Raw genomic sequence first — 22,176 nt, 5'->3', positions numbered from 1 at the left:
TTAAGCAACGCTGCGCACGGCGGCGGGAAAAACCCGCCGCGGATTATTTCAGAGTGGCGCCTTAAATCTTGCAGGCGCCGCCGGCGCAGCCGTCATCTTCCTGCAGGTCGTTCTGGGCGTCTGCCGCACCGTCACGGGTGTTGTGATAATACAGGGTCTTGAGCCCGAACTTGTAGGCGGTGAGCAGGTCTTTCAGCAGCTGCTTCATCGGTACCCGGCCGCCCTCGAAGCGGGCGGGGTCATAGTTGGTGTTGGCGGAGATGGCCTGATCCACGAACTTCTGCATCACCCCCACCAGTTGCAGGTAGCCGTCGTTGGAGGGCATCTGCCACAGCAGCTCGTACTGGCCCTTGAGGCGCTCGTACTCGGGCACCACCTGCTTGAGGATGCCGTCCTTGGAGGCCTTGACCGACACCAGGCCACGGGGCGGCTCTATGCCGTTGGTGGCGTTGGAGATCTGGCTCGAGGTCTCGGAGGGCATTAGCGCGGTCAGGGTGCTGTTGCGCAGGCCCGTGGTCTTGATCTCCTCGCGCAGGCTTTCCCAGTCCAGGTGCAGCGGCTCCTGGCAGATGGCATCGAGATCCTTTTTATAGGTGTCGATGGGCAGAATGCCTTGGGCGTAGGTGGTTTCGTTGAACGCCGGACAGGCACCGAATTCCTTCGCCAGTTGCACCGAGGCCTTTAGCAGATAGTACTGGATGGCCTCGAAGGTCTTGTGGGTCAGGCCGATGGCGCTGCCGTCGGAGTACTTGACGCCGTGCTTGGCCAGGTAGTAGGCGTAGTTGATGACACCAATGCCCAGGGTACGGCGGTTCATGGAGCCCTTGTGGGCAGCCAGCAGCGGGTAGTCCTGGTAGTCGAGCAGGGCGTCGAGGGCGCGTACCGCCAGATCCGCCAGGCCTTCCAGATCGTCCAGCTTGTCGATGGCGCCCAGGTTGAAGGCCGACAGGGTGCACAGGGCAATTTCGCCGTTCTCGTCGTTGATATCCATCAGCGGTTTGGTGGGCAGGGCGATCTCCAGGCACAGGTTGCTCTGGCGCACCGGGGCTACCGATGGGTCGAAGGGGCTGTGGGTGTTGCAGTGATCCACGTTCTGCACATAGATGCGACCGGTACCGGCGCGCTCCTGCATCATCAGCGAGAACAGCTCCAGTGCCTTGACGGTGCGCTTGCGGATGCTGTCGTCGGCCTCGTACTTGACGTACAGCTCCTCGAATTTCGCCTGATCCTCAAAGAAGGCATCGTACAGGCCGGGCACGTCGGACGGGCTGAACAGGGTGATGTCGCCGCCCTTGATCAGGCGCTGGTACATCAGCCGGTTGATCTGCACGCCGTAGTCCATGTGCCGCACGCGGTTTTCTTCCACGCCCCGGTTGTTCTTGAGCACCAGCAAAGATTCCACTTCCAGGTGCCACATGGGGTAGAACAGGGTGGCGGCACCGCCGCGCACGCCGCCCTGGGAGCAGCATTTAACCGCGGTCTGAAAGTGCTTGTAGAAGGGAATACAGCCGGTGTGAAAGGCCTCACCGCCACGGATGGGGCTGCCGAGGGCGCGAATGCGGCCGGCGTTGATGCCGATGCCGGCGCGCTGGGACACATAACGCACAATGGCGCCGGAGGTGGCGTTGATGGAATCCAGGCTGTCGCCGCACTCGATCAGCACACAGGAGCTGAACTGGCGGGTGGGAGTGCGCACGCCGGACATGATGGGCGTGGGCAGGGAGATCTTGAACTGGGACACAGCGTCATAGAAGCGGGTCACATAGTCCAGCCGGGTTTCCTTCGGATACTTGGAGAACAGGCAGGCGGCCACCAGCATGTACAGGAACTGGGGGCTTTCGTAGATGGCGCCGGTCACCCGGTTCTGCACCAGGTACTTGCCTTCGAGCTGTTTGACCGCGGCGTAGGAGAAATCCATGTCGCGCTCATGGTGCAGGCGGTCGTTCAGGGTCTCGAATTCTTCACGGCTGTAGTCGGCCAGGATATGCTGGTCGTACTTGCCCATCTCGGTTAGGCGTACTACGTGATCATAAAAGTGGGGCGGTTCGAATTCGCCGTAGGCCTTCTTGCGCAGGTGGAACATGGCCAGGCGGGCGGCCAGATACTGGTAGTCCGGAGTCTGTTCGGAGATCAGATCGGCGGCGGCCTTGATGATGGTCTCGTGAATGTCTTCGGTGCGGATGCCGTCGTAGAACTGGATATGGGAGCGCAGCTCCACCTGGGAGACGGAGACATTGTCCAGGCCTTCGGCGGCCCAGGTGATGACCCTGTGGATCTTGTCCAGATCGATGGGCTCCTTGGCGCCGGAGCGTTTGGTAACCAGCAGATGTTTGTTCATAAGACGGACCTTCTCCCAGTGGTGTTGTGTCTGCTCCGGCAAAACCCGTGCGGCCGGCCACCCTATATAGTGTGGTCAGCAGCCGGAGGAAGCACAACATCTAGTTGTGATATTGAGGATGGGCACAATATAGTGGGTTGGCCCCGGTTTCTCAAGCTGACCTTCGGTCAGTAACCTTGTGGATAATCTGTGATCTGGGGGCTTGGGTTTGTACTCACTAACTTCTGCTCCTGCGGGAGTCTGGCGCTGGCCCAGGCCTGCCGCTTTTATGGTCGCCGGGGAAACTTTTTAAAAAAATTTGGCTTGCAAAAAAAGCGGTTTGGCGATCCCGTGCGATCTTTCAGCAACCGGGGCTGAATGCATCCCGCAACCAGTGCCACAGGGCCGGCACCGAGTCCAGCACAGCGTCTGCCTGCCAGTCGCCCGGGTGTTCGCCGGCCGAGATATAGCCCCAGCCGGCGGCGATGGTCACCATGCCGGCGGCCCGTCCCGCTTCAATGTCGCGCCGGTGGTCGCCCACATAGATACACTGGGTCGCCGCCACCGCCAGCCGTTCGGCGGCGTGCAGCAGGGGGGCTGGATGGGGTTTTTTCTGGGGCAGGGTGTCGGCGCTGACGGTGACGCCACAGCTGGCGAACAGCGGCAGTCCGGCCAGCAGCGGCTCGGTCAGGGCCGCCGGCTTGTTGGTGACGATGCCCCAGGGAATGCGGCCCTGGTCCAGCCAGCCGAGCAGCTCCGCCACGCCGTCGTAGGGGCGGGTGTGGCGGCAAAGGTTTTCGCCGTAAAATTCCAGCATCCGTCCGCGCAACCGCTCCAGCCCGTGTTGCTCGAGCAGTGCCGGTGGGATGCCGGCGCGAAGCAGGGCGTAGGCGCCATCCGAGGTGGTACAGGCCAGCACCTTGTCGGGCAGGGCGGCAAGGCCCAGGCCGGTGATCACATGGTTGGCGGCCGCCCCCATGTCGCCCGCCGTATCCAGCAGGGTACCGTCGAGATCGAACAACACCGCCTTGAGCTGCATGGCTTACTCCGGCTTGATGGCGTGGACCATATAGTTGACGTCCGCGTCCCGGCCCAGCTTGAAATCACCGGAGAGGGGCCGGTAGGTCACGCCGGCGATGTCCTTCACTACCAGGCCGGCCCGCTCTATGTAGGAGCACAGCTCGGCGGGAGTGATGAACTTGCGGTGATCGTGGGTGCCCTTGGGCACCATTTTCAGCAGGTGCTCGGCCACACCTATCATCAGCAGCCAGGCCTTGGGATTACGATTGATGGTGGAAAACACCAGGTTGGCGCCGGGTTTGGCCAGCTCGGCACAGGCCTGCACCACGGAAGCGGGCTCGGGCACGTGCTCCAGCATTTCCATGCAGGTCACCAGGTCGAAGGCGGCGGTATGTTCGGCGGCCAGTTGCTCGGCGGTGCCCTGACGGTAATTGACGCTCAGCCCGGCTTCCAGGGCATGCAGGCGGGCCACCGCCAGCGGCTCGCGGCCCATGTCCACCCCGGTGACCTCGGCGCCTTCCCGGGCCATGCTCTCGCTCAGGATGCCGCCGCCACAGCCAATGTCGATTACCTGCTTGCCGAACAGGCCGCCGGCCTTGCCGGCTATCCAGTCCAGGCGCAGGGGGTTGAGTCGGTGCAGGGGCTTGAAGTCGCCCTCCGGATCCCACCAGCGGGAGGCCATGGCCTCGAATTTGTCGATTTCCTGTTGATCTACGTTCATGGTCAATGCCTTAAGCTGGCCAAACTGAGGCAGCCATTATAACCAAGGTGCCTGTCGCCGCCAGCTTAGCCGCTCCCGTCGTGCCGGAACTGTGGTAGAATGGCGCGTTTTTCAAAGCCATATAATCAATAAAACTGGGGACAAGGCTTGCTATGACCGATCTGGCCCGAGAAATCATGCCGATAAACATCGAGGAAGAGCTCAAGCGCTCCTACCTGGATTACGCCATGAGCGTGATCGTGGGACGGGCCCTTCCCGATGTGCGAGATGGTTTGAAACCGGTGCATCGCCGTGTGCTGTTCGCCATGAACGAGCTCGGCAACGACTGGAACAAGCCCTACAAGAAATCAGCCCGTGTGGTGGGTGACGTAATAGGTAAATACCACCCCCACGGCGACAGCGCAGTGTATGACACCATAGTGCGGATGGCGCAGGACTTTTCCATGCGCTACACCCTGGTCGACGGCCAGGGCAACTTCGGCTCGGTGGACGGCGACTCCGCCGCCGCCATGCGTTACACCGAAGTGCGCATGGACAAGATTGCCCACGAGCTGCTGGCGGATCTGGACAAGGATACCGTCGACTGGGTGCCCAACTACGACGGCACCGAAATGATTCCGGCGGTGATGCCGACCAAGGTGCCCAACCTGCTGGTCAACGGCTCTTCCGGCATCGCCGTGGGCATGGCCACCAATATTCCGCCCCACAACCTCAACGAGGTGGTGGACGGCTGCCTGGCGCTGATCGACGACGAGCACATCAGCATCGATCAGCTGATTGAGCTGATTCCCGGTCCGGATTTTCCCACCGGCGGCATCATCAACGGCAAGTCCGGCATCATCGACGCCTACCGCACCGGTCGCGGCAAGATCTATGTGCGCGCCCTGGCCGAGATCGAGACCGACGAGAAAACCGGTCGCGAGACCATCATCGTCTCCGAGCTGCCCTACCAGGTGAACAAGGCGCGGTTGATTGAAAAGATTGCCGAGCTGGTCAAGGAAAAACGGATTGAAGGCATTTCCGCCCTGCGTGACGAGTCCGACAAGGACGGCATGCGCATCGTGATCGAAATCCGCCGTGGCGAGGTGGGGGAGGTGATCCTCAACAACCTCTACGCCCAGACCCAGATGCAAACCGTGTTCGGCATCAACATGGTGGCGCTGGACAACAACCAGCCGCGCACCTTCAACCTGAAGGACATGCTGGAATGCTTTATCCAGCACCGGCGCGAAGTGGTCACCCGCCGTACCATTTTCGAGCTGCGCAAGGCGCGGGATCGGGCCCACATCCTGGAAGGCCTGGCCATCGCCCTGGCCAATATCGATCCGGTGATCGAGCTTATCCGCCGCTCACCGAGCCCTGCGGAGGCCAAGGCCGGGCTGCTGGCCCAGGGCTGGGCGCTCGGCAACGTGGCCGGCATGCTGGAGCGGGCCGGTGATGACGCCGCCCGCCCGGAATGGCTGGAGCCGGAATATGGCATCCGCGACGGCCACTATTACCTGACCGAACAGCAGGCTCAGGCCATCCTGGATCTGCGCCTGCACCGCCTGACCGGTCTTGAGCACGAGAAGATCCTGGAAGAATACAAGGCGCTGCTGGAGCAGATCGCCGAGCTGCTGCATATTCTCAACAGTTCCGTCCGCCTGATGGAGGTGATCCGCGAGGAGCTGGAAGCGCTCAAGGAACAGTTCGGCGATGTCCGCCGCACCGAGATCACCACCTCCAGCGCCGAGATCAATATCGAAGACCTGATCACCCAGGAAGACGTGGTGGTGACCCTGTCCCACCAGGGCTATGTGAAGTACCAGCCGCTGACCGATTACGAGGCCCAGCGCCGGGGCGGGCGCGGCAAGTCGGCGACCAGCATCAAGGAAGAGGATTTCGTCGAGCGGTTGCTGGTGGCCAACACCCACGACACCATTCTGTGCTTCTCTACCGCCGGCAAGGTGTACTGGCTCAAGGTGTACCAGTTGCCCGAAGCCAGCCGCGCCGCCCGCGGCCGGCCCATCGTCAACCTGCTGCCGCTGGATCAGGGTGAGCGCATCACCGCCATACTGCCGGTCAAGGAATACGCCGACGACAAGTACGTGTTCTTTGCCACCGCCGACGGCACCGTCAAGAAGACCAGCCTGTCTGCCTTCAGCCGGCCGCTGGCCTCTGGTATTCGCGCCATCAACCTGAAGGAAGGGGATGAACTGATCGGCGTCGATATTACCGACGGCAGCAACGAGATCATGCTGTTCTCCGCCGCCGGCAAGGTGGTGCGTTTCGCCGAGGGGGGCGCTCGTGCCGAGGCAGAAGGCGCTGACGAGGGCGAGGAGCCGGCCGACGAGGCCGCCGGTGGCTCCAAGGGGGTACGCCCCATGGGCCGCACCGCTTCCGGGGTACGCGGCATCAAGCTTGCCGACGGTGACCAGGTGGTGTCCCTTATCGTGCCCCGTGGCGATGGCGCCATCCTGACCGCCACCGCCAATGGCTATGGCAAGCGTACCGCGCTTGAGGAGTATCCGACCAAGAGCCGGGCTACCCAGGGCGTGATGTCCATCAAGGTGAGCGAGCGCAACGGCGAGGTGGTGGGCGCCATCCAGGTGGATGAAGGCAATGAAATCATGCTGATCACCAACGGCGGCACCCTGGTGCGCACCCGGGTGTCCGAAGTCAGCCTGATCAGCCGCAACACCGCCGGCGTTCGCCTGATCCGCACCGGCGAGGACGAACAGGTGGTGGGCCTGCAGCGTATCGAGGAAACCGAGGGCGACGAACTGGTCGAAGACCAGGACGGTATCGCCGAAGAGTAGGCGTGAAAAGGGGCCCCCGGGCCCCTTTTGTTCGGGTAAAAACCTGACCCGAAAATCATTTTGACTCGGCGGTACACCGCCGTGTAAAAGCTAGTAATTCATGGCAGACGTCATGGCGGGGAGGCCCTCTTCCCGCCGGGCGCTATTGTAGTTTGCTTCACACTAGGGTAACTCAGGGAAAATGGAGAAGATGGTTTATAACTTCAGCGCAGGCCCGGCCATGCTGCCGGTAGAGGTAATGAAACAGGCCCAGGCCGAGTTCCGTGACTTTCACGGCCTGGGCGTATCGGTGATGGAGCTGAGCCATCGCGGGGCCGACTATATGGCGGTGGCGGCCGAGGCGGAGCAGGATTTGCGGGATCTGATGCAGATCCCCGACAACTACAAGGTGCTGTTCCTGCAGGGCGGCGGCCGGGGCCAGTTTGCCGCCGTGCCGCTCAACCTGATGGGCATCAACGCCAAGGCCGATTATATTGTCACCGGCCAGTGGTCCAAGTCCGCCGTGGCCGAAGCCGAGAAGGTAGGGGATGTGCGGGTACTGGAAGGCCTGCAAACCGCCGAAGACGGCCGCCAGGGCCTGGCCACCGGCTGGGCGCTGGACTCTACCGCCGCCTATGTGCACTACTGCCCGAATGAAACCATCGAAGGCATCGAGTACGGCTTTATTCCCGACACCGGCGATGTGCCCCTGGTGGCGGACATGTCCTCCACCATCCTCTCCCGCCCCATCGACGTGACCAGGTTCGGCATCATCTATGCCGGCGCCCAGAAGAACATCGGCCCTTCCGGGCTGGCGGTGGTCATCGTGCGCGAGGACCTGCTCAGCCAGGCCTGCCCCCAGGTGCCGGCCATACTGGACTACGCTGCCATGGCCAAGGCCGATTCCATGCTCAACACCCCGCCCACCTATGCCTGGTACCTGGCCGGCCTGGTGTTCAAGTGGCTGAAGGCCCAGGGCGGGCTGGAGGCCATGGGTGAGCGCAACAAGGCCAAGGCCGAACTGCTGTACAACTATGTGGATGCCAGCGACTTCTACCGCAACGAGGTGCATCCCAGCGCCCGCTCCTGGATGAACATCCCCTTCCAGCTGAAGGACGACAGCCTGAACGACGCCTTCCTGAAGGGGGCCAAGGCCGAGGGTCTGCTGGCGCTCAAGGGGCACCGCATCGTGGGCGGTATGCGCGCCAGCCTGTACAACGCCATGCCCATCGAAGGGGTGCAGGCGCTGGTCGACTATATGGACAAGTTTGCCAAGCAGCACGCGAAATAAGCATTAAGCCTGCCTGTGTGCCAGGCATTCGTGTCGTCAGCGGTATCGTGCAAGCTCGTCGGCCAAAGCGCACTGCTTCTCCGACATGCCGTGAATACCTCCCTGTAGGCTCCACTGCGCCATCCTTGGCGCAGAGGGCGCGGCGAAGCAGACACCCTTTGGCCTCCTGGTGCTAGCACAGAGCTGCCTGCACTCAAACAGGCGGCGCTGCGACGGCACGAAGCGTGTCGGCGGAGTGTAACCGCGCTGCTGCTTCGCATTGCGGAGTCATCGACAAAAGCGAGCTTCAGGCTGGCTTCATGTTTTAAACATTACTCAAAACAGTATCAAGGAGCCATTGTGAGTATTGATTTTCTGGCCCTGGCCAACCCGGGAGTACCGGGTCTGCATCCTTATCAGCCGGGCAAGCCGGTGGAAGAGCTGGAGCGCGAGCTCGGTATCAGCAACAGCGTAAAACTGGCCTCCAACGAAAACCCCCTGGGGCTGGGGCCAAAGGCCCGGGCCGCCATCGAGCGCGCCCTGCCGGAACTGGCCCGTTACCCGGACGCCAACGGTTTCGCCCTTAAAGCCAAACTGGCAGCCAAGCTCGGCGTAAGCCACGAGCAACTGATCCTCGGCAACGGCTCCAACGAGCTGATCGATCTGCTGTTTCACACCTTCGTGGGGCCGCAGCAGGAGGTGGTGTATTCCCAGTACACCTTTATCGTCTATGCCCTGGCCACCCAGGCCCATGGCGCCAAGGCGGTGGTGGTGCCGGCCAGGGATTTCGGCCACGATCTCGACGCCATGGCGGCGGCCATCACCCCAGCGACCCGGCTGGTGTGCATCACCAATCCCAACAACCCGACCGGCACCTTTGTCGGCGCGGCCGAGCTTGAAGCCTTTATGGACAAGGTGCCGGCCCAGGTACTGGTGGTGCTGGACGAGGCCTATACCGAATATGTGGCGGAAGACGAGCGGATCCCGTCCATCGACTGGCTGGCCCGTTATCCCAACCTGATCGTGTCGCGCACCTTCTCCAAGGCCTATGGCCTGGCGGGGCTGCGGGTGGGCTACATGGTTTGTCATCCGCAGCTGGTGGCGGTGCTCAACCGGGTGCGTGAACCCTTCAACTGTAACAGCCTGGCTCTGGCGGCGGCGGAAGCGGCGCTGGACGACGAGGACTACCTCAACCAGGCGGTGGAACTGAACCGGCGGGAGATGGCGCGCTACGAGGCGTTCTTCCGGGAGAAGGGCCTGAAATATATCCCGTCCCGCGCCAACTTCATTACCCTGGACCTTGAGCGCGATGCGGCGCCCGTGTACCAGGCGCTGCTGCGCGAAGGCGTTATCGTAAGACCCATTGCCGGCTATGGCCTGCCGACCTGCCTGCGTATCAGCATTGGTCTCGAGCACGAAAACCAGCGTTGCCTGGACGCCCTGGCCAGGGTGCTGGGCTGAGGGAAGGCCGGTGCAAACCGGCCTTTTGTTTATCTTGCCCTGGTGCAACAGCCCTGTTAACGTCTAGACAGCTTCAGTTGTTGTTTACCCCGAATCTCCAGGAATCATATGGAAAGCCTCAAACTATCCCCAATCGCCCGGGTGGAGGGCACCGTCAATCTGCCCGGATCCAAGTCCGTGTCCAACCGGGCCTTGCTGCTTGCTGCCCTGGCCCAGGGCACCACCCGCCTGACCAACCTGCTCGACAGCGATGATATCCGTCACATGCTGGATGCCCTCAAGATCCTGGGGGTGCAGTACGAGCTGTCGGACGACAAGACCGAATGCGTGGTGCATGGTCTGGGCCGGGCGTTCAGCGTGAGGGAGCCGGTTTCCCTGTTCCTCGGCAATGCCGGCACCGCCATGCGCCCCCTGTGTGCCGCCCTGTGCCTGGGCACCGGCGAGTTTACCCTGACCGGCGAGCCGCGCATGTGGGAGCGGCCCATCGGCCACCTGGTGGATGCCCTGCGCGAAGCGGGTGCCGACATCAGCTACCTCAAGACCGACGGCTATCCGCCGGTGTTCATCAACGGCAAGGGCCTGTGGGGCGGCGATGTGCATATCGACGGCTCCGTTTCCAGCCAGTTTCTCACCGCCTTCCTGATGGCGGCTCCCATGGCGTCGGGCGATACCCGCATCCATATCAAGGGCGAGCTGGTGTCCAAACCCTATATCGACATCACCCTGCACATCATGAAGCAGTTCGGGGTGACCATAGAGCACGACAACTACCAGGTGTTCTATGTGCAGGGCAATCAGGGCTATGTGTCGCCGGGTACCTTTCTGGTGGAAGGGGACGCCTCCTCCGCCTCCTACTTTCTGGCGGCGGGCGCCATCAAGGGCAAGGTTCGGGTGACCGGCATCGGCCGCCACAGCATTCAGGGCGATATCCGTTTCGCCGATGTGCTGGAAGCCATGGGCGCGCGCATCACCTGGGGCGATGACTTTATCGAGGCCGAGCACGTGGCACCGCTCAAGGCGGTGGACATGGACATGAACCATATCCCCGACGCCGCCATGACCATCGCCACCACTGCCCTGTTCGCCGAGGGCACCACCCGTATCCGCAATATCTACAACTGGCGGGTGAAGGAAACCGACCGGCTGTTCGCCATGGCCACCGAGCTGCGCAAGCTCGGGATCGAGGTGGAGGAAGGGGAGGATTACCTGGTGGTGACGCCGGCTGCCAAGCTGCAGGAGGCGGAAATCGCCACCTACAACGATCACCGTATCGCCATGTGCTTCTCGCTGGTGGCCCTGAGCGACACCCCAGTGGTGATCCTGGATCCCAGGTGCACCTCCAAGACCTTCCCGGACTATTTCGACAAGCTGGCCAGCATCAGCCAGGCCGAGTAAGCCGGTTTCTTGCCCCGCTGCGGCGGGGCTTTATCATTGCTTCCCGCTTCCCGCTTCCCGCTTCCCGCTTCCCGCTTCCCGCTTCCCGCTTCCCGCTTCCCGCTTTAGTGATGCTTCATCTTTTCCAGTGCTTCCCGCGCCTTGATGTCGGCGGCGTCCAGCTCCGCCAGCACCTTTTGGATATCGTCCTGCTGCTGCTGCAGGCTGGCGCGCTTTTCGGCGATCATCGCTATCATGGAGTGCAGTTGGGGACGCGAGCTGTGCTCGGCGTCGTACAGATCGAACAGTTCGCGGATTTCCACCAGGCTGAACCCGAGCCGCTTGCCTCTCAGGGTCAGGGCCAGGCGGATCCTGTCCTTATGGCTGTAAATACGGGCGTTGCCCCGTCGTCGCGGGCTGAGTAGGCCCAGCTCTTCATAGTGGCGCAGGGTACGGGGGGTGATGTCGAACTCGTCGGCCAGCTCGGAAATGGTATAGGTAACTTCCTTATTGGGCATCATTGCTTACTCCTGCGAAGGTTGCGGGGGAGTGCGGCTTTGACTCGCACTCCCTATTACGCCAAGATAAATCCTTTGTGACAACGGCGGAGACGGCGTGTTTATTTTCAAGATCCATGACGACCGGGGCGGCCGGGCGGAAATCCGTATCCAGGCACTGGACTGGGGCGAGCAGGGCGAAACCGGTTTTTCCTGCAACAGCGATCGGCTGGCGGTCAACCTGTTGTCCGACTGCCGCTGCGGCAAGGGACGTTTCGAGCTGCTGCCCGGCACCAAGCCCATGTATGTGGAGCAGTGGCTCGACTACCTGCAGGAGCAGGGAAACATAGCCGGAGCCGAGGTGGCCATTCACAGCCCGCTTGACGATGACTATGCCGCCCTGTGCGGGCTGGACGAAGCCCGGTTGAAAACCCTGCTGGAACTGGTGTATAAGGTGGGCGGATTCAATCGGCTGCAGATCATGCGCTATCTCAAGCACCGCCACAATCCGTCCACCATGTCCACCCGCTACAGCCCGGACGAAATCGCCCGCTACCGCCACCTGGGCGAACTCATCAATTACTTGCTCAAACTGAAAGCGCCAGCCCCTTGAACTCGGCCAGTGGCAGTGGCTTGCTGATCAGGTAGCCCTGAATACCGTCGATATACATGGTTTCGAGCAACTGTTTCTGGGCGTCGGTTTCCACCCCTTCCGCCACCACGTGGCAGCCGAGGCGCTGGGCCAGATCGATAATCATGCGCACGAACTGCTGGTTGGCGCTGTCGTCTTCCAGGTGGCGAACCAGCTGGGCGTCCAGCTTGATGTAGTCGGGTTTGAGCTCCTTGAGCAGGCGGAACGAGCCATAGCCGTGGCCGAACTTGCTCACTGCCGAGCGCGCGCCGCAGCGGCGGATCATGTCCAGCAACCGCTTGCCGGCCACCAACTGGTGCTCGAGCACATGTTCGTCGAGCTCGAATACCAGGCAGGAGGTGATATTCACGTCGCGCAGCAGCACCCGCTCGAGCCAGATCAGAAAGGAGTTTTGCTGCAGGCTGGCAGGCGTGAGGTTGATGGCCCAGCGTTGGGCCGGCATGTCCCGGCTCGCGATCTGGCGCAGTGTGGTCTCGATGATTTTTTGCTCGAACAGCATCGACATATCGAGCCGTTGCAGCATGGCGAAGACGGTGGTGGCCGGGTAGCTGCCGCCCTTGCCATTGGGAAAATGGGAGAAGATTTCGTTGTAGCCAGGCATGGCCGGCTTGAGCAATCGGGCCGGCTGTACCATCAGCTGGATGCCGTCCTGCTCCAGCATGGACTGCAGCCGTTGTCGCCACTGGCTCTCGCCCATATCCTCGTCATCATTGTGCCGGAGCACCATGCGCCAGCCGTTGGGCTCGCCACCCTGAGCCTGGGCGAGGGCCGAGTCGGCGCGGATCAGCACCGTTTCCGGCGACTGGCCGGGCAACAGCTGGGTGAACCCGATATAGGCGGCGCAGTCCAGCTCATGCACATGCTGGTAATGGTGCAGCGCTTGCTGCAACTGAGTGCCGAGGGACTGGGCCAGGGGCTCGCACTGGCCCTTGGCCAGCACCGCGATGTCGGTGCCGCTGATACGATAGGCGCGGGCTCCGAGCTGGGGCTGGATCACCTTGCGTACCAGCCGGGCGATATCCTGCAGGTACTGATCCCCGGCCTGAAAACCGAGCCGGCTGTTGATGTTCTGCAGTGAGCTGGCGCGCACTATCATCAGGGTGGCGGTGGCGAGCTTGTTTTCGTCGGTCAGCATCAGGGTCAGATCCCGGCGAAAAGCGTAGCGGTTGCCTAGGGCGGTGAGGCTGTCCTGATGGCTTTGCTGATGAGCCTCGCTCAATTGCCGCTGCAATTCGTCGAGTTGTTCCCGATAGCGTTGGTGCAGGCCGATAATACCCTGTTCAACCGGGTCCCGTCCGCCCAACTGGCCCTGCTCGGGATCGAGCAGCAAGGTTTGGAAATACTGCTCCCGCTCCCGGCTTTCCCGCCGCCAGCGCCGGTAAAGGCCGGTAAACAGCAGCAGGTTGACCAGGGTCAGCGGGACCGAGGACATGAGCCACAACCGGGTGGCTGGGCGGCTGTCGAGACGGTAGAACACCGGTGTCTGCTCCAGCATCAATTGCTGGCCCGCGGCGGCCTTGCCGAACCACCAGGCCGGAGTGGTGGAGTCCAGCGGGCGCTCGCGCGACCATTCGGCGACTCCCGGCAACTCGGCCTGGGGCCGGTCGGCCGCCAGCAGTGCGGGCAACTGCCGGTGCAGCTGCAGCTGTTGCTCGGCCAGGGTGCGGTAGGCGGACCACCAGGGCAGCAGCACGCCCAGTAAAAGACAGATAAAGGCCGCCAACAACAGGGCCTGACTAAAGGGACGAGTTTCCCGCATAACCGGTATCCTTGTAAAAACGGGATAACAGGACAAGAGCCGGCATCAGCCGAAACGATGTTGTGCCATGATGGGCCAAGGCCCGGCTGATGACAAGAACATTGGTGCCAAACGGCTTTGTCTGTGTGCTCAGGCCGCATTGGCCTGCACGGAGGCGGCCGGTTCCCGGTGTGGCAGCGCCACCAGGGCGGCCTGGCGGCGCTGCAGCCAGAACGACAGGCTACCGTGGAAGATAAAACCATAACCACAGAGTTCCAGTCCTTCCTGTACCACTGTCTTGAGCAGGTGCGGCGCCTCGGCGCCCAGGCTGGCCATGACCTGATCCCAGAGCGCGCCGGTGCCGAACACCCGGCTGAAAAACAGCAGTAACGCCAGGCCGCATAAAACGTAATTGAAGGCGACCGACTGGGTGGCGCGGGCCATGGCCGGCAACAGTCCCTGCCGGTGGGGCAGTGCGGCGAGCAGCGACACCAGGGTAGTGGTCAGGGCCAGTAACTGCCACAGCCCGTCGTGCAGCCGGTCGAACAGGTAGTCCAGCTCACGAATGAACAGGCAGCAGAAAAAACCGGCCACCAGGATAAGAAAGCCGCGTCGCTCCGGCTGGACCCGGGCACCATGGGCGCACATCAGGGCCGAGCACAGTATGAGCAGGGCTTGCAGGCCTTCAGTCAGGCTGGATTCGGACAGGCCGTTATCCAGCCAGGCGAGATCGATAAAAACGGTGGCGGGCACCAACAGCAGGCCGATCACCAGCAACAGAAAACGGAGCAGGGCGCCCCGGATCACGGCAATGGGGGAATGCATGACAACACTATTACCCTTGTTGACGAAAACGGCGCATTATCGTGATTTGGGTCACATTTGTCGAGTGAGCCGGGAGCCCGGCCCCGATAAGCAGACAATAAAAAAGCCAGCTGTGCTGGCTTATAAGATGGCTCCCCCTGCTGGACTTGAACCAGCGACATACGGATTAACAGTCCGCCGTTCTACCGACTGAACTAAGGGGGAACAACTTTCAAAACTGGCTCCCCCTGCTGGACTTGAACCAGCGACATACGGATTAACAGTCCGCCGTTCTACCGACTGAACTAAGGGGGAACAACCTTCAAAACTGGCTCCCCCTGCTGGACTTGAACCAGCGACATACGGATTAACAGTCCGCCGTTCTACCGACTGAACTAAGGGGGAACAACTTTTCAAAACTGGCTCCCCCTGCTGGACTTGAACCAGCGACATACGGATTAACAGTCCGCCGTTCTACCGACTGAACTAAGGGGGAAGAGGCATCCTTGAATGCGAGGCGCATGTTAATGGCTGCCCCTGGCACTGTCAACACTGAAAATGGCTTTGCCTGTGAAATCAGGCTGTTTGCTGCAAGAGTGTGCAATGGCGGGATAATTGTGCAGCACCCGCGACCTCCGTCCGGTCTGCCATGCCCTCATGACGCCAGAATATCGCCTTGACAAGCCGGATCGATCCGGTTTGTGGCAGGTTGCGCCGCCCAGAAAACGGCTTCTTAAATAACAGATCCTAATCGTGCTACATCGACCGGGTCCCGCACACAGACACGCTGTGAATCCTCCCTGGGGGCTCTGTCGGTAGTCATTTAGCATTTGGAGTGGAGGTTTAGGATTACCGGCCTGAAAGGAGCGAAAACACTAACTTTGTTGACTAACTGTTAATTTATTGAAGGCCGCCGCTGGCCATTAATAAAAATAAATCCGAGTTGCTCTTATGATGACGATTCCCCAGGGAAAGCAGTGGTTTATACCACTGGTTGCCTGTAGAAAAGCAACGACTTATATGCTATTGGCGGCGGATAAGTAGTATATTCTGCCGCTTTCTGGTGCGGCATGCACCAGCATAAGGCATTATTTGATATAGGATGAATTTTTTAATGAAGCCGATAATTTTAATTCATTTGTCATACAGAACGGCTTATAGTGGGTTGGCTTGGTCAGGAAGAAGTTATTCAAGATAAAAATATATCTTGGACAAGCAAGAATATTATATCGGCCGATGAAATGGGTGCCGGCCGGTTAAAGGAAATTCGTGCCAACGAGTTTTCTTTAGTAGTAGAAACAAAGGAGTGGAATCTTCATGGCTGACAAGAAAATCGCTTTGGTAACCGGTGCTTCAGGTGGAATTGGAACAGAAGTGTGCCGTTTGTTGTTGAATAATGGATACAAGGTTGTGGCAACACATCGTCCGGGCAAGCAACAGCAGGCCGCGGCCTGGCTTGAGGCCGAACAGCTGGCGGGCCAGGATATCCGGCTGCTGGCCCTTGATGTCAGCGATCACGAGGCGACCAGCGAGGTACTGACCGGCTGCCTGCGAGAGCTGGGCCGGATTGATGTACTGGTCAACAATGCGGGTATTACCCGCGATACCACTTTCAAGAAAATGTCCTGGCAGCAGTGGCAGGAAGTCATGGATACCAATCTCAACAGCCTGTTCAGCGTGACCCAGCCGGTATTCAATCTAATGTGTGAGCAGGGCTGCGGCCGTATTATCAATATTTCTTCCGTCAATGGCCTCAAGGGTCAATATGGCCAGGTCAATTATTCTGCCGCCAAGGCGGGTATGATAGGGTTTACCAAAGCGCTGGCCGCCGAGGGAGCCCGCTTTGGCGTGTGTGTGAATGCGGTGGCTCCCGGCTATACTGCAACCCCCATGGTGACCGCCATTCGCGAGGATGTACTGGATTCCATCAAAGCCACCATACCGCTCAAACGGTTGGCCACAACCGAAGAAGTGGCCGGTGCCGTCTTGTATCTGGCCGGTGAATACGGCGGTTACATTACCGGAGAAACCTTGTCGGTCAACGGCGGCCTTTATATGCAATAAGACCCCAGGGTCTGTTTTCAATGGAGTGAGCATTAATTATGTCTGAACCTGTATACATTGTTGCGGCAAAACGAACTCCCATCGGCAGCTTTTGCGGTGCCCTGAAAACCGTGCCGGCCGCTGAGCTGGCCGCCGTTGCCATTCGCGGGGCCCTGGCCCAGGCCGGACTGGCTCCGGAGCAGGTTAATGAAGTTATCGTCGGCAACGTGGTGGCGGCCGGTCAGGGGATGGGGATTGGCCGCCAGGCGGCACTGGCCGCGGGCATTCCTGCCGGCGTGCCGGCCTATACCCTCAACATGGTGTGCGGCAGTGGTATGAAGACGCTGATGGACGCCTGTGCCCACATCAAAGCCGGCGATGCCGAGGTGGTAGTGGCCGCCGGCTGTGAAAACATGTCGCAAATCCCCTTCGTGGTAAAAGGCGATCTGCGGGGCGGCAACAAGATGGGTGACATGACGCTGTCTGATCTGCTGATTAACGACGGTCTGACCGATGTGTTCAACCAGTATCACATGGGGGTGACCGCCGAAAACGTGGTGGCCCAGGAAAACATCAGTCGTGCCGAGCAGGATACCCTGGCCGCCGCCAGCCAGGCCAAGGCGGTGGCGGCCATCGAGGCGGGCCACTTCAGGGCCGAAATCGTGCCGGTTGAGGTCAAGACCCGCAAGGACACCCTGGTGGTCGATACCGACGAGTACCCCAAGGCGGGCACCACGGCCGAGACCCTGGCCAAGCTGCGTCCTGCCTTCAAGGCGGACGGCTCCGTGACCGCCGGCAATGCCTCCGGTATCAATGACGGGGGCAGTGCCATCATCCTGGCCAGCCGGGCGGCGGTGGAGCAACTCGGTCTGACCCCGCTGGCGGAAGTCGTCGGCTACGGCCAGGGCGGCATCGACCCGGCCATCATGGGGCTGGGGCCCGTGCCCGCCATTGGCCAGGCCCTGCAGCGGGCGGGCCTGAGCCTGGCCGACATCGAGCGGCTGGAGCTCAACGAAGCGTTTGCCGGTCAGGCCCTGGGGGTGGTGCGCCAACTGTCCGCGCAGCACGACATCGCCGAACAGACCCTGTTGGAGCGCACCAACAAAAATGGTGGCGCTATTGCCCTTGGGCATCCGCTGGGGGCTTCCGGCAACCGGATCATGGTGACCCTGTTGCATGAACTGCATCGCAGCAATACCACCCTGGGGCTGGCGTCCCTGTGTGTGGGCGGCGGTATGGGCACGGCGGTAATCCTTAAACGGGTGTAACACCGGGTAAAGCAACGATTATCAACCAATAAGGAATTTCATTATGTATACCGATATGTTCAAGAATTTCAGCGACCAGACCGAGCAGACCTTTGGCCCCCTGCTGAAATACAACCAACTGGTGGCTCGCAATTTCACCAGTCTGACCAACCTGCAACTGGAGGCAGCCCGCCAGTATGCCGATATCGGCCTGGCCCAGCTACAGGCCAACAGCCAGATCAAGGATGTGCAGAGCCTGGTCAGCAGCGGCGCCAAGCAGCTGGAAACCATGACCAAGATCAGCCAGCAGATGATTGAGGATGGCAAGAAGCTGGCAGAGCTGGCCCAGGAGTTCAAGGCCGGCCTGGAAGCCCTGGCGGCGGACGCCCAGAAAAAGTAAGGCGCCATGCCGGATCCGGCGGGCCAGGCACCTGGTCCGCCGTACCGGCGGCGGTTGTCTTCAATCAGGGAGGAACACCATGCAGCAAGAGACTTATCAGGGCAGCGATCCCCTGCGCCAGTTTTTTCAGTGGAACGAAACCATGTGGGCCGATATGCAGCGGGCCAGCCTGGGCGACAACCCGGTTACCCGGGCGCTGTCGGAAGTCAATGCCCAGGATCTGAATACCTTTTACAACGCGGTGGCCAACAATCCGGTCCGGCTGCTCGATATCCAGATGCAGTGGTGGCAGGGGCAACTGGCTATCTGCCAGAACAGTATGGCCAAAAGCCTCGACCGCGAAGCCGGCAGCCTGATTGCGGATCCTCCGGGTGACCGGCGCTTCCAGCACAAGTCCTGGAAAGAGGATCCCCATTTCGACTTCCTGCGCCAGTCCTATCTGCATTTTGCCCAGTCGTTGACCCGCACCCTGGAAGTGGTGGAAGGCCTGCCCGAGCCGGTACGTCAGAGACTGCATTTTTTCTTTCGCCAGACCATCAACGCCTTGTCTCCGACCAATTTTATCTGGAGCAACCCGGAGTTGCTGCATCGCACCCTGGAAGAGAAGGGGGCCAACCTGGTCAAGGGGATAGAGCTGTTCCAGGAAGATCTGGCGGCCAGCGCCAACCTGCTTAAAATCCGCATGACCCGCCAGTCCGCCTTTGAGCTGGGCCGGGATCTGGCCACCACCCCGGGCGAGGTGGTATTTCGCAACGACGTCTTCGAGCTGATCCAGTATGGAGCCAGTACCGACACCGTATTCAAGACTCCCCTGCTGGTCATTCCGCCTTTTATCAACAAGTTTTATATCCTGGATCTGAAGGAACAGAACTCCCTGGTACGCTGGCTCAGGGATCAGGGCCATACGGTGTTCATCATGTCCTGGAGAAACCCGGGCAAAGAGCAGGCCAGCATCGGTTTTCAGGATCTTATCCATGCGGGCACCATGGAGGCAGTAAGGGTCATAGAGCAAATTACCGGCGAGAAGGAAGTCAATGCCATTGGTTACTGCATCGGCGGTACCCTGCTGGCGTCGACCATGGCGCTGTATGCGGCACGGCGGATGAAGCCGAGGATAAAAAGCGCGACCTTCCTGACCACGCTGCTGGACTTTACCCAGCCCGGTGAAGTGGGGGTGTTCATCAACGAGCCGGTGGTCAGTGCCATGGAGCAGATGAACGATGCCCAGGGCTTTTTCGATGGCCGGCAGATGGCTGTGACCTTCAGCCTGCTGCGGGAAAACAGCCTGTACTGGAATTATTACATCGACAACTACCTCAAGGGCGAGGAGCCGGCGGATTTCGATATCCTCTACTGGAACAGCGACAGCACCAACCTCAGTGCTACCTGTGCCAGCTTTCTGCTGCGCGAGCTGTACCTGAACAATCGTCTGAGCCAGCCGGGGGAAGTCAAGGTGGGCAACTTCGGCATCGACCTGTCCAAGGTCAAGACGCCAAGCTATTTCCTGTCTACCCGGGAAGACCATATTGCCCTGTGGGACGCGACTTTCAAGGGCTCGCGCCTGCTGGGCTGCGAGACCACTCTGGTGCTTGGGGAGTCCGGCCATGTGGCCGGTGTGGTCAACCCGCCGGCCAAAAATAAGTATGGCTACTGGTTGAGTGAGCAACCCTTTGAGTCTGCCGAGCAATGGCTGGCCGCGGCGCGCCGGGAAGCGGGCTCCTGGTGGACCCACTGGCAGCAATGGGTGTCGCCCCATGTGGGGGACAGCATACCCGCCCGCACCATCGGCAGCGAGGAATGCCCGGCGCTGATGCCGGCGCCCGGGCGTTATGTGCGCCAGACCTTGCCGGTGGAGGAATAACGGCCGCCGCCATCCTGGTGCCTGTTTTCCGGCAGTCTGAAGCCGCCCGCGGGCGGCTTCTTTTTTGGCGGTAAAACACCATATTGTCCCGCCGGCTATTGAGCCCCGCACGGAGATCATGGATCATGGGGGATTGTTTACGCCATCCCATACTGAGGTGCATGAATGAGTCAGGCGGACCACAGTCCCAGCAATTTTATTCGCCAGATCATCGACGAAGATTTGGCCAGCGGCAAGCACTCGGCAGTGCAGACCCGGTTTCCGCCGGAGCCGAACGGCTACTTGCATATCGGACATGCCAAGTCCATCTGCCTGAATTTCGGTATCGCCGCCGACTACCAGGGCCGCTGCAATCTGCGCTTTGACGATACCAACCCGGAAAAGGAAAGCGTCGAGTACGTCGAGTCCATCAAGCGTGACGTGCAGTGGCTGGGATTCAACTGGAGTGGTGATGTCCATTACTCCTCCGATTATTTCGAGCAGCTCTATGGCTTTGCGGTCGAACTGATCGAAAAGGGGCTGGCCTATGTAGACGAACTTAGCCCCGAACAGATCCGCGAATACCGGGGCACCCTGACCAGTCCGGGCCGCAACAGCCCCTACCGGGATCGGCCGGTGGCAGAGAATCTCGAACTCTTTGCCCGCATGCGCAAGGGCGAGTTTGCCGAGGGGAGCGCCTGCCTGCGCGCCAAGATCGACATGGCATCCTCCTTTATGGTGATGCGGGATCCAGTACTGTACCGGGTGCGTTTCGCCCACCATCACCAGACCGGTGATCAGTGGTGCATCTATCCCATGTACGACTTTACCCACTGTATCTCCGATGCTCTGGAAGGCATCACCCATTCGCTCTGTACTCTGGAATTCCAGGACAACCGCCGTCTTTACGACTGGGTGCTGGACAACATCAGCATTGGTTGCCATCCGCGCCAGTACGAGTTTTCCCGGCTCAACCTGGAATACACCGTGATGTCCAAGCGCAAGCTGAATCAGCTGGTCACCGATGGCCATGTGGAAGGCTGGGACGATCCGCGTATGCCGACCATTTCCGGCCTGCGCCGCCGGGGCTATACTCCGGCCTCCATCCGCGAATTCTGCCGCCGTATCGGGGTAACCAAACAGGACAACACTGTCGAGATGAGCATGCTCGAGGCCTGTATCCGCGATGATCTCAATGACAATGCGCCGCGGGCCATGGCGGTGCTGCGTCCGCTGCGGCTGGTAATTGAAAACCTGGCCGAGGATCACCTGGAAATCCTGGCCGCGCCCAATCATCCTAACCAGCCCGAGATGGGCAATCGCGAGCTGCCTTTCACCCGCGAGATTTATATCGACGAGGCAGATTTCCGGGAAGAGGCCAACAAGAAGTACAAGCGGTTGGTGCTGGGCAAGGAAGTGCGCCTGCGCAATGCCTATGTCGTCAAGGCAGAGCGGGTCGAAAAGGATGCCGAAGGCAATATTACCACCCTTTATTGCAGCTACGACCCCGATACCCTGGGCAAGGATCCGGCGGATGGCCGCAAGGTCAAGGGGGTTATTCACTGGGTTTCCGCCAGCCGGGGGGTGCCGGCCGAAGTCCGCCTGTACGACCGTTTGTTCGCCGTGCCCAACCCGGGAGCGGCGGAGTCCTTTGAGTCGGCGCTCAATCCCGAGTCGCTGACGGTGTTGAGCGGTGCCGTGGTCGAGCCCTCGCTGTCGGCGGCGCCGGCAGAGCGGGCCTATCAGTTTGAGCGGGAAGGCTATTTCTGCCGCGACAGCAAAGCCGATGGCCTGGTGTTCAACCTGACCGTCGCCCTGCGCGATTCCTGGGGCAAGGAAGAGGCCTGATATCACCACCATATAAAGCCGCGCTGGTCGCGGCTTTTTGTTGTTTGCCCGGCGAAGCCGGCAAACCCGGCCATCTGAAAGAAGATGGCGTCACCCCGACTGAGGGGAAGACAATCCGACTGGCAAGGGCGCCACTGGCCAACGGTGGGGTCTGAAGGAAGCCATAG

16 protein-coding genes and 4 tRNA genes are annotated in these 22,176 nt (G+C 60.7%); 10 read left to right on the top strand and 10 right to left on the bottom strand.

Annotated elements, in window-relative coordinates:
- Positions 1-61: 61 nt before the first annotated feature.
- From nrdA to ubiG, 3 genes are all read right to left on the bottom strand, one after another.
- The gene (nrdA, locus tag C7I36_RS14570) at positions 62-2,338 is read right to left on the bottom strand and encodes a class 1a ribonucleoside-diphosphate reductase subunit alpha (RefSeq protein ID WP_106454421.1); all 2,277 of its coding nucleotides are present in this window, start codon (positions 2,336-2,338) and stop codon (positions 62-64) included.
- A gap of 340 nt (positions 2,339-2,678) precedes the next feature.
- A complete protein-coding gene (locus C7I36_RS14565) occupies positions 2,679-3,356 on the bottom strand; it encodes an HAD-IA family hydrolase (RefSeq protein ID WP_106454420.1) in 678 nt (225 codons plus the stop codon).
- A 3-nt stretch (positions 3,357-3,359) separates the two neighbouring features.
- Positions 3,360-4,058 carry a bifunctional 2-polyprenyl-6-hydroxyphenol methylase/3-demethylubiquinol 3-O-methyltransferase UbiG gene (ubiG, locus tag C7I36_RS14560; RefSeq protein WP_106454419.1) on the bottom strand — a complete coding sequence of 233 codons (699 nt, stop codon included), beginning with the start codon at positions 4,056-4,058 and terminating at the stop codon, positions 3,360-3,362.
- A gap of 152 nt (positions 4,059-4,210) precedes the next feature.
- Between ubiG and gyrA the strand changes: the two genes are divergently transcribed.
- The 4 genes from gyrA (at position 4,211) to aroA (ending at position 10,961) form a co-directional block, all read left to right on the top strand.
- Complete coding sequence (gene gyrA / locus C7I36_RS14555) at positions 4,211-6,856, top strand: DNA topoisomerase (ATP-hydrolyzing) subunit A (protein ID WP_106454418.1); 2,646 nt, start codon at positions 4,211-4,213, stop codon at positions 6,854-6,856.
- 181 nt (positions 6,857-7,037) lie between these two features.
- Positions 7,038-8,126 (top strand): 3-phosphoserine/phosphohydroxythreonine transaminase, encoded by a 1,089-nt coding sequence (gene serC, locus C7I36_RS14550; protein WP_106454417.1) that lies wholly within the window; start codon positions 7,038-7,040, stop codon positions 8,124-8,126.
- A 339-nt stretch (positions 8,127-8,465) separates the two neighbouring features.
- Positions 8,466-9,566, top strand: a complete 1,101-nt coding sequence (hisC, locus tag C7I36_RS14545) for a histidinol-phosphate transaminase (RefSeq protein ID WP_219899667.1) — start codon at positions 8,466-8,468, stop codon at positions 9,564-9,566.
- A 108-nt stretch (positions 9,567-9,674) separates the two neighbouring features.
- Positions 9,675-10,961, top strand: coding sequence for a 3-phosphoshikimate 1-carboxyvinyltransferase (gene aroA, locus C7I36_RS14540; protein WP_106454416.1), 1,287 nt, complete (start codon positions 9,675-9,677; stop codon positions 10,959-10,961).
- Positions 10,962-11,065: 104 nt separating this feature from the next.
- Here the strand turns inward: aroA and C7I36_RS14535 are convergent, their stop codons facing one another.
- Positions 11,066-11,461: a MerR family transcriptional regulator gene (locus C7I36_RS14535; RefSeq protein WP_106454415.1), complete on the bottom strand. Its 396-nt coding sequence runs from the start codon at positions 11,459-11,461 to the stop codon at positions 11,066-11,068.
- Between the two features lie 94 nt (positions 11,462-11,555).
- On the opposite strand from C7I36_RS14535, the gene C7I36_RS14530 reads away from it, so the two are divergent.
- Entirely contained in the window at positions 11,556-12,050 is a 495-nt protein-coding gene (locus C7I36_RS14530) for a hypothetical protein (RefSeq protein WP_106454414.1), read from the top strand.
- Here the strand turns inward: C7I36_RS14530 and C7I36_RS14525 are convergent.
- The 6 genes from C7I36_RS14525 to C7I36_RS14500 all read right to left on the bottom strand — a co-directional run bounded on the left by C7I36_RS14525 (position 12,025) and on the right by C7I36_RS14500 (position 15,127).
- A complete protein-coding gene (locus tag C7I36_RS14525) occupies positions 12,025-13,848 on the bottom strand; it encodes an EAL domain-containing protein (RefSeq protein WP_106454413.1) in 1,824 nt (607 codons plus the stop codon). The two genes, C7I36_RS14530 and C7I36_RS14525, sit on opposite strands and share 26 nt — an antisense overlap.
- 129 nt (positions 13,849-13,977) lie before the next feature.
- Positions 13,978-14,652: a hypothetical protein gene (locus tag C7I36_RS14520; RefSeq protein ID WP_106454412.1), complete on the bottom strand. Its 675-nt coding sequence runs from the start codon at positions 14,650-14,652 to the stop codon at positions 13,978-13,980.
- 128 nt (positions 14,653-14,780) lie between these two features.
- Positions 14,781-14,856, bottom strand: a tRNA-Asn gene (locus C7I36_RS14515).
- Positions 14,857-14,870: 14 nt separating this feature from the next.
- Positions 14,871-14,946 (bottom strand) — tRNA-Asn (locus C7I36_RS14510).
- Positions 14,947-14,960: 14 nt separating this feature from the next.
- Positions 14,961-15,036: transfer RNA gene (locus C7I36_RS14505), tRNA-Asn, on the bottom strand.
- 15 nt (positions 15,037-15,051) lie between these two features.
- Positions 15,052-15,127, bottom strand: a tRNA-Asn gene (locus C7I36_RS14500).
- Between the two features lie 821 nt (positions 15,128-15,948).
- Here C7I36_RS14500 and phbB point away from each other — a divergent pair.
- From phbB to glnS, 5 genes are all read left to right on the top strand, one after another.
- On the top strand, positions 15,949-16,695 hold the full coding sequence (gene phbB / locus C7I36_RS14495; protein WP_106454411.1) for an acetoacetyl-CoA reductase: 747 nt from the start codon (positions 15,949-15,951) through the stop codon (positions 16,693-16,695).
- A gap of 38 nt (positions 16,696-16,733) precedes the next feature.
- Positions 16,734-17,942: an acetyl-CoA C-acetyltransferase gene (locus C7I36_RS14490; protein ID WP_106454410.1), complete on the top strand. Its 1,209-nt coding sequence runs from the start codon at positions 16,734-16,736 to the stop codon at positions 17,940-17,942.
- Between the two features lie 43 nt (positions 17,943-17,985).
- The gene (locus tag C7I36_RS14485; protein ID WP_106454409.1) at positions 17,986-18,321 is read left to right on the top strand and encodes a phasin family protein; all 336 of its coding nucleotides are present in this window, start codon (positions 17,986-17,988) and stop codon (positions 18,319-18,321) included.
- 79 nt (positions 18,322-18,400) lie between these two features.
- Positions 18,401-20,182: a class I poly(R)-hydroxyalkanoic acid synthase gene (gene phaC / locus C7I36_RS14480; protein ID WP_106454408.1), complete on the top strand. Its 1,782-nt coding sequence runs from the start codon at positions 18,401-18,403 to the stop codon at positions 20,180-20,182.
- A gap of 165 nt (positions 20,183-20,347) precedes the next feature.
- Positions 20,348-22,009, top strand: a complete 1,662-nt coding sequence (gene glnS / locus C7I36_RS14475; protein WP_106454407.1) for a glutamine--tRNA ligase — start codon at positions 20,348-20,350, stop codon at positions 22,007-22,009.
- The last annotated feature ends 167 nt before the right edge of the window (positions 22,010-22,176 follow it).

The sequence above is a fragment of the Zobellella taiwanensis genome (assembly GCF_003012795.1).
GTDB classification, from domain to species: Bacteria; Pseudomonadota; Gammaproteobacteria; order Enterobacterales; family Aeromonadaceae; genus Oceanimonas; species Oceanimonas taiwanensis.
This window is presented reverse-complemented; position numbering and strand designations above follow the sequence as displayed.

Bases quoted from the DNA above. Each gene is read 5' to 3' on its own strand.
- phbB (WP_106454411.1), top strand. From the start codon at position 15,949: ATGGCTGACAAGAAAATCGCTTTGGTAACCGGTGCTTCAGGTGGAATT.
- gyrA (WP_106454418.1), top strand. From the start codon at position 4,211: ATGACCGATCTGGCCCGAGAAATCATGCCGATAAACATCGAGGAAGAG.
- C7I36_RS14520 (WP_106454412.1), bottom strand. From the start codon at position 14,652: ATGCATTCCCCCATTGCCGTGATCCGGGGCGCCCTGCTCCGTTTTCTG.
- C7I36_RS14535 (WP_106454415.1), bottom strand. From the start codon at position 11,461: ATGATGCCCAATAAGGAAGTTACCTATACCATTTCCGAGCTGGCCGAC.
- C7I36_RS14525 (WP_106454413.1), bottom strand. From the start codon at position 13,848: ATGCGGGAAACTCGTCCCTTTAGTCAGGCCCTGTTGTTGGCGGCCTTT.
- C7I36_RS14485 (WP_106454409.1), top strand. From the start codon at position 17,986: ATGTATACCGATATGTTCAAGAATTTCAGCGACCAGACCGAGCAGACC.
- glnS (WP_106454407.1), top strand. From the start codon at position 20,348: ATGAGTCAGGCGGACCACAGTCCCAGCAATTTTATTCGCCAGATCATC.
- phaC (WP_106454408.1), top strand. From the start codon at position 18,401: ATGCAGCAAGAGACTTATCAGGGCAGCGATCCCCTGCGCCAGTTTTTT.
- C7I36_RS14565 (WP_106454420.1), bottom strand. From the start codon at position 3,356: ATGCAGCTCAAGGCGGTGTTGTTCGATCTCGACGGTACCCTGCTGGAT.
- ubiG (WP_106454419.1), bottom strand. From the start codon at position 4,058: ATGAACGTAGATCAACAGGAAATCGACAAATTCGAGGCCATGGCCTCC.
- aroA (WP_106454416.1), top strand. From the start codon at position 9,675: ATGGAAAGCCTCAAACTATCCCCAATCGCCCGGGTGGAGGGCACCGTC.
- C7I36_RS14490 (WP_106454410.1), top strand. From the start codon at position 16,734: ATGTCTGAACCTGTATACATTGTTGCGGCAAAACGAACTCCCATCGGC.
- serC (WP_106454417.1), top strand. From the start codon at position 7,038: ATGGAGAAGATGGTTTATAACTTCAGCGCAGGCCCGGCCATGCTGCCG.
- nrdA (WP_106454421.1), bottom strand. From the start codon at position 2,338: ATGAACAAACATCTGCTGGTTACCAAACGCTCCGGCGCCAAGGAGCCC.